This is a genomic window from Pseudomonas sp. JV245A, from assembly GCF_032424515.1.
Lineage (GTDB): Bacteria > Pseudomonadota > Gammaproteobacteria > Pseudomonadales > Pseudomonadaceae > Aquipseudomonas > Aquipseudomonas protegens.
The window spans coordinates 25162-39904 of sequence record NZ_VYKE01000031.1 but is presented as its reverse complement, the minus strand read 5'-3'; the positions used below and the strand labels follow the sequence as shown (position 1 = coordinate 39904).

Below are 14743 nucleotides of genomic sequence, written 5' to 3'. Positions count from 1 at the left end.
TGGTGATTTCTGGCCGTGACTTTCAAGTTGGTTTTTTTCAAGAGGATAGAGTTTGAAACGCCTCATGCCTCGCGTCGCCATGTCCCCCTGGACCACTCACCCCGTCACCGCCTGATAAACAACCCGATGCGCCTCGGTGGGCAGTGGCACTTCCCACTTGAACAGCATGCGGCGGATATCATCGTTGCGCAGCGAGGTGTCGCGCTGCTGGTTGCGCCGCATGATCTCGCCCTCGGGGCGCTCCAGGTAGAGAATTTCCACCTGCGCGCCGTAGCCGTAGAGCAAGTCCAGGGTGCGGTTGCGCATCTGCGCCGACAGGTGCGTCGAGTTCCACACAAAGGGTTTGTGCTCTCGCAGCAAGGCCTTGGCCCGGTCGATGGCGTAATGCGCAGCGGCGCCTTCATTCTGTCCATGGCGCAGGCCCAGGGCCTGGCGGGCGTCGTCGAACGACACCACCGGCAGCTCCGGGTGATGCTGTGCGGTCCAGGTGTCCTTGCCGCTGGCCGGCAGGCCCGAGAGCATCACCACCGACGAACCCTGCGGCGCGTGCAACGGGTAGTCGGGATGTACCCGGGCGCCACGCAGGTACTGAATGCGTGTGTAGTCGTCGGCAAAGGCCCGCGGTCCGTGCAGGCAGCCCTCCTCCTGCGCCAGTTCGCGCCACAGTTCGATGGCGTCCAGTACATCGGCCTTGCCGGCGTAGTTGCGGCCCTGCATATCGGCCTCGGCGACGGCACAGAGCATCCACAGCGGCAGTTCCCAGGACAGTTTGTGCAACAGGAACTCAGGGCTGCGGCCGCTGCGATCACCCTGCAGGGCGAAAAACGGCACTTGGTGCACGGCGATGATGCGGCAGATCTGCTCGCGCAGCTCGAACGGCACACCGGCGCGCCACAACAGCAGCCGCGCATCCACCGCCCCCCGGCGTGAATGACCGGGCTGGCCGATACGCCCGGTATCCTTGTCGATCACCGTGGTGTCGGGCTTGGCGATGTCGTGCAACAGGGCCGCGAAGAACAGCACAAAGCGCTGCTCGGCGCTGGCCTGCTGGTAGGCGGGTTGGGCCAGTAATGCTTCGACCACCAGGCGGGTATGAATCCATACATCGCCCTCGGCGTGGTAGATCGGGTCCTGCGGTGTGTCGGCCAGGCGCGCCAGGGCCGGAATGGCCGACAGGCAGGCGGCGGTGTCCATATCGCGCCCCGGCTCGGGGACCAGTTGGCGCAGTTGTTGAATATCCATTTCGAGATGCTCCTTCAGTAGCCGTGGCGTGGGCCCTGCCAGTCCATGGACAGGCGCGGGGCATAGAGGTCGACGCCGGCGGCCAGTTGATTGGGGATAAAGGGTTGGCTGGCATGGTGCTGGTCGGCATCGAGGATGGCCTGGACGAAGTCCTGGCGTACCCACTTGAGCCGGCCGAGGGTCTGCTGCTCGTCCTCGAGCTTCAGGTACAGGCCCTCCATGCGGCTGGAGCGGTCGCATTGACGCCAGGCACGGGCCAGGTCGAGGCCTTCGCGGTGCACCACTTGCTCGAACACCTGGCGCCAGTGCGCGGTCTTGGCCAGCGAATCGCCCACCAGCGCTAGCAGCTCGGCATGCCGGCGCGGTGCCGGGCCTTCGTACAGCACAGGCACCGACAGCACCGGCCCACCTTCTAGCAGGCGCCGACGCGCCGCGGTGGAGAGGAACAGCCCTGTGGCGCGGTCCCACACATCGAACTCGCAGAAGTAATGTGGCAAGTGGTCGTAGAACACCGAGTGCTTCTTGTGCAGCCACTCGCCATACAGCACGAAGCGATCTTCCAGGCGTTCCAGCAACCAGTGCTCATGGGCCGAGGCCCACTGCTTGAACAGATTGAACTGGCGCTCGCGCCCACCGCCGGTGAGGTAGTGACCGCGAGATTGCAGGAGCAACTCGCCGCCTGCGCCAAAGCTGATGCCCGCGTTGGCACCATCGAGTTTTTCTTCCACCACCAGCCACTGTCCGGCCAGGGCGCCATAGTGCACCTGGCCAGTGTCAGTGTCGCCATCTTGCAGGCGCGAGCCTTGCAGGTGGGGCGTACGGGGGTATTTGAGCAGTTCCAGGTTGTGCGCGGTGGCACGAATATCCGTGTGCATGGGTTTGTCCTCGAAAAAAGAGAAAAACCAACGACAGGATCAGGCAGGCATGGCAGTGAAGCGCCGCCGTGCGTAGGCACGGGCAGCCATCAGGCAGGATGGACCGTCGTCGGTATCAGGCGTGTTGGCTGGCGTAGGGCACTGGCTTCACCACTTGGAGAAAAGGTTGCAGAGGCTTTAGGGCGCGCATTCAACAGCAGATAGCGGCATCAGGTCAAGCCCCGAGAGGACAAAACCCCAGCGCCCCTGCTTGCGCGAAACACCCGAGCTTTTGTCATGAAAAAAATCGCCTGGGGCTCATAGGGTGCAGCCAGTCATAACCCGATAAGGAATCGATCATGAAACGTTCAAGCGTGCTGATGGCTGCAGTCATTGGCCTGGCACTTGCACCTTTGGCCCAGGCCTCGTCCATGGCTGACAGCGAAGAGAAAGCCCAGTTGCGCAAACTCTTCTGCGAGTCGAAGGGCGGCGTCGATATCACTGCGCTGGGTGAGTTGAAGAAGTCCGACGACGTCGGCGCCGTGGTGGTGTGCAAGCTCCCGCCCTCGCCCACCACCGTGGTGGAAAACCAGGCGGCATCGAGCCTTGCCGCGCTGCCATTGACGCCCGTCACGGCAACGCTTGCGCCACCGTCGGGGGTCTACAAGCTCGCCCCGGGAGCCAGCAGCGTCAACACTTCATGCTCGGCCAACCTGGCCATCGCCAAATGGGCGGGCTTTCCCAATACCAGCAACGGCAACGCCACCTTGAACTGTCGTGGATACAATGCCGGCGCAGCAGGCGGTACGCTGGGTTGCAAGATCGAATGGACCGGGCCGACCCAGGTCGCCATCGGGGTCACCCCTTACGGCGGCCAGGTCGCGGTGAACTTCAATTGCCAGGCCCTGTACTTCGGCTCCGTCGGCACGGTGATGGATTTCAGCTATGCCGACCCGACGTATCCGCGCATCCGCTATGGCTCGGTCCAGGCCACCAGCAGCATGACCATCACCCAGTGATGCCGGGCCAGCCTGGCTGAGCTTCGATCAAGCGCCGGCAGGGCTGCTCCCTGCCGGTCACCCTCCTCTGCTTCATTGCTTGCCGCGCATGCTGTTGCGCCATATGCGGTAGGTCCTGATTCCCGAACGCACCGAACCGAACAGCAACTGGCTGTCCATTTCCCGGGTCATCCCCGAACGTTCCAGCATCGCCAGGAAAGTACCGCGGGCACGGGCGATAGCGAAGTAGATGCCCTGGGCGGCCAGGGTCTCGCGGATTTCCCGCAGCACCGCGATGCCGCTGACATCGATATCGGTCACCGCCTCGGCATCGAACAGCACCACCTCGGGTTGGCTCTCGCGCTGCACAGTGTCCAGCAGGCGCATCTTGAAATAGTCAGCGTTGAAGAACAGGATCGCGTCGTCGAAGCGATACACCACCAGGCCGGGCACAGTGCGGGCTTGCGGGTACTGGCGGATGTCCACCTGGCCTTCGATGCCGGGCATCCAGCCCAGCACCGCGTCGGTGGGTTGGTAGATGCTGTACAGCAGGCGCAGGATGGCCAGGGTCACGGCGAACATGATGCCCGGCAGCACGCCCAGCCCCAGCACACTGACGGTGGTCAGCAGGCACAGCCAGAACTCGAAGCGGCTGAGTCGGTAGATTTGCTTCAGGGACTTGACGTCGAGCAAGCCCCAGCCCGCCATCAACAGCACCGCGCCCAGGGCCGGCTGCGGAATCCACGCCATGGGCGCGGTGAAAAACAGCAGAATCAGCGCAATCGCCAGGGCGGCGATGATGCCCACCAGCTGGCTCTTGCCTCCGGCCATGTCATTGACCGCGGTACGCGAATCCGCACCGCTGATGGCAAAGCCCTGGGAGGCACCGGCGGCCAGGTTGCTCAGGCCCAGGGCGATGAATTCATGGTTGGCGTTGATCGCGTAGCCATGGCGCGCGGCGAAGCTGCGGGCAGTGAGCATGGCGCTGCAGAAACTCACGGTAGCGATGCCCAGCGCGTCGCGCAGCAGGCTCTTGCTTTCCTCCAGGGTGGTCTTGGGCCAGGACAACTCCGGCATCCCGGCCGGCACATGACCGAGGATCGCCACTCCGAGGCGGTCGAAGCCCAATAGCCCGGCCAGCAAGGTAAACAGCGCCACCGTCAGCAGCGCCGCAGGTACGCGCGGATAGCGTCGCGGCAGCCAGATCAAAAGGCCCAGGCTGGCCAGGCCGACGGCCAGGGTCAGGCCATGGATCTCCCCCAGGCGCTGGAGAAAGTCCGCCAGCCCCAGGATGAAGCCGTCGCCTTCGATCTTGAAGCCCACCACCTTGCCCATTTGCCCGGCGATCAGGCTCAGACCGATGCCGTTGAGGTAGCCGATGAGGATCGGCCGCGAGAAGAAGCTGGCGATAAAACCCGCCCGGGCGATCCCGGCGGCAATCAGCATCAGGCCCACCAGCACGGTGACGATCATCGACAATTCGACGGTACGCTGCAGGTCGCCCATGGCCAAAGGCGCCACGGCCCCGCCGAGCATGGCGCAAGTGGCGGCATCGGGGCCGACCATCAGTTGCCGCGAGCTGCCGATCAAGGCATAGACGATCATCGGCAGCACACAGGCGTAAAGCCCGTACTGCGGTGGCAGGCCGACAATCTGCGCATAGGCGATGGCGATCGGGATCTGGATAGCCGCCACGGACAAGCCGGCCCGCAGGTCGGCGCGCAACCATTCGCGGCGGTAGTGCAGCAAGTTGGACAGGCCAGATAGACAGCGGGATAACGACATGCCGGGTCCTTTCGAAATATTCCGTTTTATTCTTTGGCTGCGCGCTTGTTTGGCAAGGCGACGCGGGGCGTTATTCAAGCGAATCGGGCAACTTAGCGCCATGAGCTGGAGCAGCTTTTGCTTCGATTCACCCAGGTGCTTGGCCATGGGCAACCCGCTGAGGCGCAGGTGGTGGTGAGCTTGGGCCGCTATAGATGAACAACCTCTCCCATTCATGGGACGCCAAGCCAGCTATAACGGCGAGTTGCCTTGATGACGCGCCACCTCCCGGTGCATGTCGTCGCGCTCGTAGCCAGGCAGCAAATGACCGTCGGTCACCTACCTTGAAACGGCTCGGTGTTCGCTCCATTGGTCGGAGAGTTTCTTGACTAGGATTAAACCGCGCTAAGACTTTAACCGAAATTGTTAGAGGTGACGCCCAAGTGGCTCTGGACAGAAGGTTAATCCGCAGAAGCCGGATTGACTCGTACGTTCGCTTTGACTGAGTGCCTATGAGGCCGATATGGAGATCATCTCTGTGGTGGATGTACCGCGATGGATGGACACGATTTCCCCTGACCCCGCGAGACGGACGACTGACGCCCGAACACGAGCCAGAGGAAGTCGTTTATGGCAATAACGCAAAACAACCGTTTGGTGCAGGTCGACAGTCCCCTCGGCGGCGATGTCCTGTTGCTGCAGAGCATGGAAGGCAACGAAGAGCTGGGGCGATTGTTCCACTACGAATTGGACCTCACCTCCGAAAACCGAGCGATCACATTCGACCAGTTGCTGGGCAAGCCGATGGGCCTGACCCTGGAGCTGCACGACGGCAGCAAACGCTATTTCCACGGCGTTGTCTGCAGCTGCCGGCAAGTGAACGGCCACGGTCAGTTCGCCGGCTACCGCGTCAGCCTGCGGCCCTGGTTATGGCTGCTCACGCGCACTTCGGACTGCCGGATTTTCCAGAACAAAACGGTGCCGGAGATCATCAAGCAGGTGTTCCGCGACCTCGGTTTCTCCGATTTCGAAGACAGCCTGAGCGGCAACTACCGCGAGTGGGAATATTGCGTGCAGTACCGTGAAACCAGCTTTGACTTCGTCAGCCGGTTGATGGAGCACGAAGGCATCTATTACTACTTTCGCCATGAGCAGGCGCGTCATGTACTGGTGTTTGCCGACGCCTATGGCGCCCACTCCACGGTGGCCGACTATGACTCGGTGCCCTTCTACCCGCCCGATCGGCAAATGCGCGAGCGCGACCATTTCTACGATTGGCAACTGGAGCGGGAAGTCCAACCCGGTTCTCTGGAGCTAAACGACTACGACTTCAAGCGCCCCCGCGCCAGACTGGAGGTGCGCTCCAGTGTGTCGCGCAGTCACAGCAACGGCGACCACCCGCTCTACGACTACCCCGGTGAATACGTTCAGAGCAACGACGGCGAGCACTACGCGCGTACCCGCATCGAAGCCATTCACAGCCAGTTCGAGCGCGTGCAGCTGCGCGGCCGCGCCCGCGGGCTGGGCTGCGGCCATTTGTTCAAGCTGACCGGCTACGAGCGCGAGGACCAGAACCGCGAATACCTGGTGGTGTTCGCACGCTATCAGATCCGCCAGGAACTCTATGAAAATGCGCAGCTGGACCTGTCCGAGCAGTTCACCAGCGAGCTGGACTGCATGGATGCCAGCCAGGCCTTCCGCCCTCTTCCCCTGACCCCCATGCCCATTGTTCGCGGGCCGCAGACCGCCGTGGTGGTCGGCCCCGATGGCGAGGAGATCTGGACCGACCAGTATGGCCGGGTCAAAGTGCATTTCTACTGGGACCGCCACGACCAGTCCAATGCCAATAGCTCCTGCTGGATGCGCGTGTCCCAGGCCTGGGCCGGCAAGAACTGGGGGGCGGTGCAGATCCCGCGAATCGGTCAGGAAGTGATCGTCAGTTTCATCGAAGGCAACCCGGATCGGCCGATCATCACTGGCCGCGTCTACAACGCCGAACAGACCGTGCCCTACACGCTACCGGCCAATGCCACTCAGAGCGGGGTGAAAAGCCGTTCGAGCAAGGACGGCTCACCGGCCAACTTCAATGAAATCCGCATGGAGGACAAGAAAGGTGCAGAGCAACTGTTTATCCATGCCGAGAAGAACCAGGACATCGAGGTCGAGAACGACGAGACCCACTGGGTCGGCCACGACCGCAGCAAGACCATCGATAACGACGAGACTGTGCATGTCAAACACGACCGCACCGAAACCGTCGATCACAACGAGACCATCACCATCGGCGTCAACCGCACCGAAAGCGTGGGCAACAACGAGGACATCAGCATTGGCGTCAACCGTACCGAAAGCGTCGGCAGTAACGAGACGATCAGCATAGGCCTCAACCGCACCATCAGCGTGGGCGCCAGCGAAACCGCGACCGTGGCCCTGCAACGCACCCATGCGGTAGGTATCAACGAGACGATCGCCATCGGCGCCGCGCAGGAAGTTGTCATCGGTGCCTTTCAAACGGTGAATGTCGGGGCCTACCAAAACGTCAACGTGGGCCTCTACCAGTCGACCAATGTGGGCACCAACCGCTCGGTGGACGTCGGAGCCAATCTTTCAACGACGGTAAGAGACAACGAATCGCGCCAGGTCGGCGCAGGACGCACGACCGATATCGGCAAGGACGATGAGCTGACGGTGGGCAAGAACCTTGTCATCGATGCCGGTGACTCGGTGACCATCATGACCGGCAAAGCCAGCATCGTCATGAAGAAGGACGGCACCATCAGCATCAGCGGCAAGGACATCACCATAGACGGCTCTGGCGTGATCAACATCAAGGCCAACAAGAACGTGGTGATCAAGGGACGCAAGATCCTGCAAAACTAGGAGTAACGCGTATGACGGTTCAATACTCACTGCCCACGCAGGCCCGCATCGATGGCGTAGTCGTCGGTGTACTGCTCGACCTGCCACAGGCCAGTGCGCCCTGGGTGACCTACCCCGGCTGCCCCGAGCAACAGAGCATCGCCGCCCGCAGCACCACCCTGCTCTCCCCTGAAGACATCGGCAGCCAAGTGGCGCTGATGTTCGAAGATGGCGACCCTTCCCGCCCGCTAGTGATCGGCCGCCTGCTGAGCCAGGCCATGGCACCCGAACCGGTTGCCAGCGTGCAACTGGACGACCAGCGCCTGGAACTGCGCGCCGAACGCGAGATCGTGCTGCGTTGCGGCAAGGCCAGCATCACCCTGACCCGCGCGGGCAAAGTGATCATCCAGGGCGCCTACCTGTCCAGTCGCTCCAGCGGGGTCAACCGCATCAAGGGTGGTTCGGTGCAGATCAACTAGACAGGTAGTCGCCTATGGAATTGCTCAACGCCAGCAAACTGCTTGCTGCCTATACCCAGGGCATGGAGCCCGATGGCCGCGAATCCCTGGTGGTGGTGGTCAAAGGCACGTTTAATCTGCCGCTGGACGGCCGTGCGGCGACCCTGGCCGAGACCCAGCAACCGCTGCTGATGGCCGATACCTTCCTCGGCGAACCCGGTCTCAGCGCCCCGCTGCAGGAAATGGACTTCGCACCGGTCAAGCCGTTCTGCGACGTGCTGGTGCGCGGCAAGGCCTATGCCCCAGGCGGGCGACCCGTGAGCCAGATGGCTGCGGGCATTCGCGTCGGTCAGATGAGCAAGGCCTTTTCCGTGCTCGGCCCCCGACAATGGCAATTGGGGCTACTGGGCGTTTCTCCCGGCTTGCCGCAGCCCTTCATCGAGCAGGACATCTCTTATGCCCAGGCCTTTGGCGGCAGCCATCCGATGGCGGAAGACTCCGAATTGCGTTACAGCTACCTGGACAATCCGACCGGTTGTGGCTGGTTTCCAAGCCGCATGGGTAGTGCTGCCATCGTCGGCATGCCGATGCCGAGCACCGAGGAATTGGGCAAGGCGATCGACAGTCCCTCTGGCGACTTCCGTCCTATGGCCCTTGGCCCCATCGGCCGCAGCTGGCCGCAACGTGCTCGCTTCGCTGGCACTTACGACGATGCCTGGCTGGCCGACCGCTTTCCGTTTCTGCCGGGAGATTTCGACCGTCGCTACTTTCAGGCGGCCCCTGACGATCAGCAGATTCCTTACCTGCGTGGCGGCGAGGATGTGTTGCTGCTCAACCTCACACGCCAGGAGCGCGCGGGCTTTCGCATCCCCGAAATGGACGTGCCGGTGACCTTCTTTCTGAAAAAAGGCGGTCACGAGACTGTGCAGGCGGTGATCGATACCCTGCTGATCGACACAGACGCGCTCCAGGTGCAACTGACCTGGCGTGTCTCCCGTGCACTACGACACAACATGTTCGAGATCGCTCAGGTGCTGGTCGGCACTATGTCCACAGGCTGGTGGCGCGCCCGCGAACTGGGCAAGGATTACTACCCGTCGCTCTCCTCCCTGGTAAAAGCCAGGCACGCCCCCGAGGAGACAGACTGATGACTGCACTTTGCATCATCGGTTCCGGCATGGTCAGCGCCGTTGGCCTCAGCGCACCCGCGAGCTGCGCGGCGATTCGCTGCGCTATCGATAACTTCCAGGAAACCCGCTTCATCGACTGCGGCGGCGAATGGCTGATCGCTGCCAGCGTGCCTCTGGAGCAGCCCTGGCGTGGGCGCAGCAAACTGATCAAGATGGCCGCCTGCGCCATCGCCGAGGCGCTGCAAAGCACCCCTAACGTCGACCCGGAAAAGACCCCGCTGCTGCTGGGGGTGGCGGAAGTCGAGCGCCCCGGCCGCCTCGACGGCCTCGATAAGGGGCTGCTGCACGCCATCGAAGCCGAATTGGGCCTGCGCTTTCATCCCAGTTCCAACGTCATCGCCTATGGACGGGTCAGCGCTGCCGTGGCCCTGCTTGATGCGCGTACGCTGATCTACCAAGGCGGCCATCGCCACGTGCTGATTGCCGGCGTCGACTCCTTCTTGAATGGACCGACGCTGGCCGCTTTCGAAGCACGCGAACGCCTGCTCACTAGCCAGAACTCCAACGGATTTATCCCCGGCGAAGGTGCCGCCGCCGTGGTGCTGGCCGCCCCCGTTGCCAGCGAAGAACCGCAATTGGCCTGCCTCGGCCTGGGGTTCGGCGTGGAGAAGGCCACCGTGGAGGCCGAAGGTACTCCCCTGCGTGCTGAAGGCCTGACTCAAGCCGTACGCGCTGCCCTGAGCGAGGTTGGCTGTGGGTTGGAGCAAATGGATTATCGGCTCACCGACATCTCCGGCGAGCAGTACTACTTCAAGGAAGCCTCCCTGGCCCTGAGCCGTACCCTGCGGGTGCGCAAGGAGTTCTTCCACCTCTGGCACCCGGCCGACTGCATTGGCGAAGTCGGCGCCGCCATCGGCCCGACGATGCTGGCCGTGGCCTTGGCCGCCAGCCGCAAGGGCTACGGTGACGGCCCGAATATCCTCTGCCACCTCGGCAACGACGCCGGCCAACGCGCCGCCGCCCTGCTCAGCTACCAGACCGTGAGGGCTGCCTGATGGCCAACGAGGTGTATGCCAACAATATGGAGATTTCCTGCAAGGCGGCCGATGGCAAGTCCGTCGCCTGCTTTCCGGATGTCTGCTTCACCCCGCCCGTGGCTCCGCCGACACCGATGGGGGTACCCATTCCCTACCCCAATACGGGTATGTCCAAGGACACCACCCGGGGCACACGAACGGTCAAGATCACCCGCAAAGAGGTGATGCTCAAGGACAAGAGTTACTTCAAGACAAGTTATGGGGATGAGGCTGGGAATGCGCCCAAGAAGGGGGTCATCACTAGCAAGATCAAGGGGAAGGTGTACTTCACTTCCTGGTCGATGAATGTGAAGTTCGAAGGTCAAAACGTAGTACGGCACCTTGATATGACGACGCATAACCATGCTTCACAGCCAGGTAATACCCCTCCCTGGCCTCACCTTTCCAAGATGTCGCCGAGCACCCAGGGAAAATGCAAAAGGGAGAAAAAAAGAGAAAGAAAATCCTGCCAGGAATACAAACCGTACGGTGAAAAGAATGTTTGTAAAGAGGCCGAGCTGAGCGGTGCAATGGTCAATGAAAGCGCTTGGGCCAGCAAAACAGCGACAAGAGCCAAAGCAAACAAATGCTTGTCGGCTCGCCGCTGTCAGTTAGTGCCGTACCGCCCTAAGGACGAAGCAGGTATAGCCGGATGTTGTCCAGCACAAACACCTGACCATGTCATACCGAAAAGCTCATTTTCTGTAGGAGCGTTCAGTAACAACAAGCGCCAGCCCGGCTGGGAAGAGTATTCGAAAGATACGGCGCCTTGTATGTGCGTTGAGGGCTGGGGGAACACTCATGGGAGTCATGGTGTCCGACACAGCGAGCATAAAGCTCTGGGGGTTATCGCTGGGGTCAAGAAAGGCGATATGCGCGAATTCAGTAAAGAGGCCTCCATGGCGGCCCAAAGTACTCGTGGCGCGTTTCCCGAGTCAAACTGTAGCGAACGCTGCCTCACGGCACAGTTGGCCGACGGGCATAAAAAAATGCTACCGCCAAATACGCAGCCCCCTAAAGTAAAACATTCACCAAGCGGAAGAAGTAAGCCAGCGGTATTGAACCGTACCGCGAGAAGACCCTCCCCTTGAGCCACCACCCAATAAACGGATATTCATATGGCTGACGAATGGCTGGAAGATTATTACTACGCTTATGTTGCCGCCGTAGACGCACAAAAATCTTTTTTCGCTTTTCGGGAAATAGGACTAGAAGCCCAGGATGTTTCGCACACTATTTTCCTGGAGTACAACTCTGGAAAGTGGCGAGAAGTTGGCGAGGCGACTTGGGATACCGTTGCCATGACCACCGACCGGTCACAACAGATGCTGGCAATATCCGAAGAGGGTGAAATCGGGGAAGGCTATCTCGGCTCGACCCTCAGCTTGTCGCAAATGGATCCGCCACCGCTAATGCTCAGAGGGATAAGCTCGATAGGCGAATATACCTACTTGTGCGGAGTGTCCCGAGAAGTGTATGTACGCCATGGATCTTCTGCCTGGCAGCCTGTACATGCCCCAAAGCCTACGAGTAAAGACAGTGTTTTTGGCTTCGAAGCACTGGGCGGTTTCTCCAATGATGAAATCTATGCCGCCGGCTGGAAGGGAGAAATATGGCTGCGGGAGCAAGGCAACTGGCGGCAAGTCGACAGTCCAACCAACTTTAAAATAACTGCATTGATATGCGCCTCTGATGGTTATTGTTATTTATGTGGCCGCCAAGGCACTTTGCTGCGTGGCAGAGCGGACACATGGGAAATTATCGATCTCGAAGAGTTCACCGATGATTTCTGGAGCATTGCTGAACACCAAGGAAAAATCTATTTAGCCACCTTGTTCGAAGTATACGTTCTCGATGAAAGTTCTTTGCGGCCAATCAACTGGAACATGCCAAAGCCCAATACTTGCTACTGTCTTTCCGCTAAAAACGGGGCGCTTTGGTCTGTTGGCCAAAAGGATATCTTGGTACATGACGGGCAGAGCTGGAGGAAACTTGCTTAACTCACTATTTCTCAAGACTTTGAAATGTACTCGAACTTGATTCCGCTGATTCTGGATCAACATGTCGAAGAAGCCAGCTTCCTCGCCGTCCTGCGGGACTATGCCCTGGGCGCACCGCACTACGACTTCGACCACCTCAGCCAACTCGACGAGCGCATCGACGCCCACCTTGACGGCCTTCGAGTCGCCGGCACCTGCGGCCTGGAAACCCTGTTGGCTCAACTTGGGCCACACGCCATTGGCGAGCTGTTCGCCAGTGTGGTGCTGGCCTTCGAGGCGGGTAACGCACAGGTGTTGTCACGGCTCAGCGAGCATTTGCGAAGTGCCGTAGAAACGGAGAGCGGCTACCTGATGGCCTTGGGTTGGCTCGACTGGAAGTGGGTATCGCCCTGGGTTGATCGCCTGCTCGCCTCCCCCGACCCCCTGTTTCTGCGCTTCGGCCTGGCCGCCTGTGGCATGCACCGCCATGACCCCGGCCCTGCCCTGCTTACCGGACTTTCCCACGCCGACCCAAGCGTCCTGGCACGTGCCGCCCGCACTGCCGGCGAACTGCGCCGTCGTGACCTGATGCCGACAATTCGCACCCACCGGCAACACCAGGACACCGCCACGCGCTTTTGGGCCAATTGGGCCACCGCGCAGATGGGCGACGAGGAGGCGCTGGAGCCGCTGCGGCAGTTCGCCGAGCAACCGGGCCAGTTCCAGTACCGCGCGCTCTGTGTACTGCTGGCCTGGCAAAGGCGTGAGCACAGCATCGCCTGGATACGCCAGTTGATACAGAACCCCGAGCAACAGCGCGTCGGCATCCAGGCCGTTGGGCTGCTGGGCGACCCGGTCAGCGTGCCCTGGCTGATCCAGCAGATGAGCGACCTGCCTCATGCCCGCGTCGCCGGCGAGGCCTTCAGCCAGATTACTGGGGCAGACCTGGCGTTACTCGATCTGGAATTGCAGGACCTGCCGGATTTCGATGCAGGCCCGAACGACGACCCTGAGGATGCCAATGTCGCCATGGACCCCGATGAGAATCTACCCTGGCCCGACCCGCAGTTGATCGCAGCCTGGTGGCAGGCCCATGGAGGTGATTTCCAGGCGGGCGTGGGCTATGTGCTGGGGCTGGCGCAGCGCGAAAGCAGTTTTCAGCAAGCGCTTGTCCGGGGCCAGCAACGCCAGCGTATTGCCGCCGCCTACGGCATCGCCCGCTTCCGGCCGACCGAAGTGCTTTTTCCCACCAGCGCACCGGCCTGGCGGCAAAAGCGGTTGTTGTCCGGAGGATGAGCAGGCGATTCATTCTCTTCGACTGCGGCAGCTGGACGCTAGGTGCCCATAAACCAAATACGCTAGACTGCCGGCCTATTTTGTTCAGGCCCCCTCGTCATGCCCGCAGAGCATGTTCCCAAGCCCTATACGCTCCTGGCCATCGACGATGATCCGCAATCGTTGATCGTGCTGTCGAAAACCCTGACCGCCGAATATGAAGTGCTGCTGGCAAAGAACAGCGAACGTGGCCTGGCCCTGGCTCGCAGTGCCAGCCCCGATCTGATCATTCTCGACATCCTGATGCCGGAGATGGATGGCTTCCAGGTGCTCAGCGAGCTCAAGAGTCATCCGGCGACTGCAGCCATTCCGGTGATTTTCCTGACCTCGCGCAGCAGCGTCGAAGACGAACGCCTGGGGCTGCTGCTGGGCGCCGCCGATTACATCGCCAAGCCGATTTCGCCCCCTGTGGTACTGGCCCGGGTGGCAACGCAACTGGGCTACCGCAACAAACCCCTGCATGACCTGCAAGCGGTGGCCGGACCTTGCGCCGGCAGCGACATGCGCGATGGTTTTGTCAGTGCGTTGACCCTGCAACTGGCCGGCAATCCGCAGATTCGCCTCCAGGCCCTGCTCGATACCCTGTCGATTCTGCTGCGCAGCAGCCCGAGCCGGCGCGACCCCGCGGCCTTGCGCAGCGCTGCCTGCCTGGCGCTGATGGGCCTCAATCAGCCGGGCAGCCGTATCGATCAGGCCCTGGGTCACAGCAGGCTGCTGATTGAAGAGATTCTCGCCCACGCCGAGCCGGAAGACCCGATCCTCAACCTTGCCTGGAAAATCACTCACGCCGATGCCTTGCTCAAGGGCCCTGGCGAGCTGGACACCTGCGAGCGGTTGTCCCTGTCGGCCCGTCTGTTCGCCCTGGCACTGAACTACCACCTGAGCCTGCTCCAGGCCAGCACCGAGGACCTCCACAGTCGGCATGCGCAAGCCATGGGCCAGATGTACCGCCAGCCCGGGTTCGAGCAGTGCATCGCCGGCGACCCGGAGCCGCTGTCGGCGGCCTTGCTGAGTTCGTCACAGAGCTTTTTCGGCCGGTGAATGGATG

Annotated in this window: 12 protein-coding genes; 9 read left to right on the top strand and 3 right to left on the bottom strand. The window is 61.4% G+C overall.

Annotation, left to right across the window (positions count from 1 at the left end; all coding sequences use genetic code 11):
- Positions 1 to 96 precede the first annotated feature (96 nt).
- Positions 97 to 1242 (bottom strand): AAA family ATPase, encoded by a 1146-nt coding sequence (locus F6S12_RS11870; RefSeq protein WP_053151674.1) that lies wholly within the window; start codon positions 1240 to 1242, stop codon positions 97 to 99.
- 14 nt (positions 1243 to 1256) lie between these two features.
- Complete coding sequence (locus F6S12_RS11865; protein ID WP_161466829.1) at positions 1257 to 2117, bottom strand: RNA ligase family protein; 861 nt, start codon at positions 2115 to 2117, stop codon at positions 1257 to 1259.
- A 338-nt stretch (positions 2118 to 2455) separates the two neighbouring features.
- Here F6S12_RS11865 and F6S12_RS11860 point away from each other — a divergent pair, with 338 nt between their 5' ends.
- A complete protein-coding gene (locus tag F6S12_RS11860; RefSeq protein ID WP_161466828.1) occupies positions 2456 to 3115 on the top strand; it encodes a hypothetical protein in 660 nt (219 codons plus the stop codon).
- Between the two features lie 72 nt (positions 3116 to 3187).
- On the opposite strand, the gene F6S12_RS11855 is transcribed toward F6S12_RS11860, so the two are convergent.
- On the bottom strand, positions 3188 to 4879 hold the full coding sequence (locus F6S12_RS11855) for a SulP family inorganic anion transporter (protein ID WP_011061293.1): 1692 nt from the start codon (positions 4877 to 4879) through the stop codon (positions 3188 to 3190).
- A gap of 609 nt (positions 4880 to 5488) precedes the next feature.
- Between F6S12_RS11855 and F6S12_RS11850 the strand changes: the two genes are divergently transcribed.
- The 8 genes from F6S12_RS11850 to F6S12_RS11815 all read left to right on the top strand — a co-directional run bounded on the left by F6S12_RS11850 (position 5489) and on the right by F6S12_RS11815 (position 14736).
- Positions 5489 to 7738: a type VI secretion system Vgr family protein gene (locus tag F6S12_RS11850; RefSeq protein ID WP_161466827.1), complete on the top strand. Its 2250-nt coding sequence runs from the start codon at positions 5489 to 5491 to the stop codon at positions 7736 to 7738.
- Between the two features lie 11 nt (positions 7739 to 7749).
- Positions 7750 to 8196 (top strand): DUF6484 domain-containing protein, encoded by a 447-nt coding sequence (locus tag F6S12_RS11845; RefSeq protein WP_019095552.1) that lies wholly within the window; start codon positions 7750 to 7752, stop codon positions 8194 to 8196.
- A 14-nt stretch (positions 8197 to 8210) separates the two neighbouring features.
- A complete protein-coding gene (locus tag F6S12_RS11840; RefSeq protein WP_011061290.1) occupies positions 8211 to 9323 on the top strand; it encodes a DUF2169 domain-containing protein in 1113 nt (370 codons plus the stop codon).
- A complete protein-coding gene (locus F6S12_RS11835) occupies positions 9320 to 10360 on the top strand; it encodes a 3-oxoacyl-ACP synthase (RefSeq protein WP_092214881.1) in 1041 nt (346 codons plus the stop codon). Before F6S12_RS11840 ends, F6S12_RS11835 begins: the two co-directional genes overlap by 4 nt.
- A complete protein-coding gene (locus F6S12_RS11830; RefSeq protein ID WP_073698940.1) occupies positions 10360 to 11472 on the top strand; it encodes a PAAR-like domain-containing protein in 1113 nt (370 codons plus the stop codon). The genes F6S12_RS11835 and F6S12_RS11830 overlap by 1 nt, the downstream gene beginning before the upstream one ends.
- A gap of 27 nt (positions 11473 to 11499) precedes the next feature.
- On the top strand, positions 11500 to 12381 hold the full coding sequence (locus tag F6S12_RS11825) for a hypothetical protein (protein ID WP_077934129.1): 882 nt from the start codon (positions 11500 to 11502) through the stop codon (positions 12379 to 12381).
- 24 nt (positions 12382 to 12405) lie between these two features.
- Positions 12406 to 13656 carry a TIGR02270 family protein gene (locus tag F6S12_RS11820; RefSeq protein WP_315868924.1) on the top strand — a complete coding sequence of 417 codons (1251 nt, stop codon included), beginning with the start codon at positions 12406 to 12408 and terminating at the stop codon, positions 13654 to 13656.
- Positions 13657 to 13755: 99 nt separating this feature from the next.
- A complete protein-coding gene (locus tag F6S12_RS11815; RefSeq protein ID WP_011061275.1) occupies positions 13756 to 14736 on the top strand; it encodes a two-component system response regulator in 981 nt (326 codons plus the stop codon).
- Positions 14737 to 14743 lie beyond the last annotated feature (7 nt).

Excerpts from the sequence above, each read along its gene's own strand:
- F6S12_RS11845 (WP_019095552.1), top strand. The coding sequence starts at position 7,750 with ATGACGGTTCAATACTCACTGCCCACGCAGGCCCGCATCGATGGCGTA.
- F6S12_RS11830 (WP_073698940.1), top strand. The coding sequence starts at position 10,360 with ATGGCCAACGAGGTGTATGCCAACAATATGGAGATTTCCTGCAAGGCG.
- F6S12_RS11820 (WP_315868924.1), top strand. The coding sequence starts at position 12,406 with ATGTACTCGAACTTGATTCCGCTGATTCTGGATCAACATGTCGAAGAA.
- F6S12_RS11870 (WP_053151674.1), bottom strand. The coding sequence starts at position 1,242 with ATGGATATTCAACAACTGCGCCAACTGGTCCCCGAGCCGGGGCGCGAT.
- F6S12_RS11825 (WP_077934129.1), top strand. The coding sequence starts at position 11,500 with ATGGCTGACGAATGGCTGGAAGATTATTACTACGCTTATGTTGCCGCC.
- F6S12_RS11855 (WP_011061293.1), bottom strand. The coding sequence starts at position 4,879 with ATGTCGTTATCCCGCTGTCTATCTGGCCTGTCCAACTTGCTGCACTAC.
- F6S12_RS11850 (WP_161466827.1), top strand. The coding sequence starts at position 5,489 with ATGGCAATAACGCAAAACAACCGTTTGGTGCAGGTCGACAGTCCCCTC.
- F6S12_RS11865 (WP_161466829.1), bottom strand. The coding sequence starts at position 2,117 with ATGCACACGGATATTCGTGCCACCGCGCACAACCTGGAACTGCTCAAA.
- F6S12_RS11860 (WP_161466828.1), top strand. The coding sequence starts at position 2,456 with ATGAAACGTTCAAGCGTGCTGATGGCTGCAGTCATTGGCCTGGCACTT.
- F6S12_RS11815 (WP_011061275.1), top strand. The coding sequence starts at position 13,756 with ATGCCCGCAGAGCATGTTCCCAAGCCCTATACGCTCCTGGCCATCGAC.
- F6S12_RS11840 (WP_011061290.1), top strand. The coding sequence starts at position 8,211 with ATGGAATTGCTCAACGCCAGCAAACTGCTTGCTGCCTATACCCAGGGC.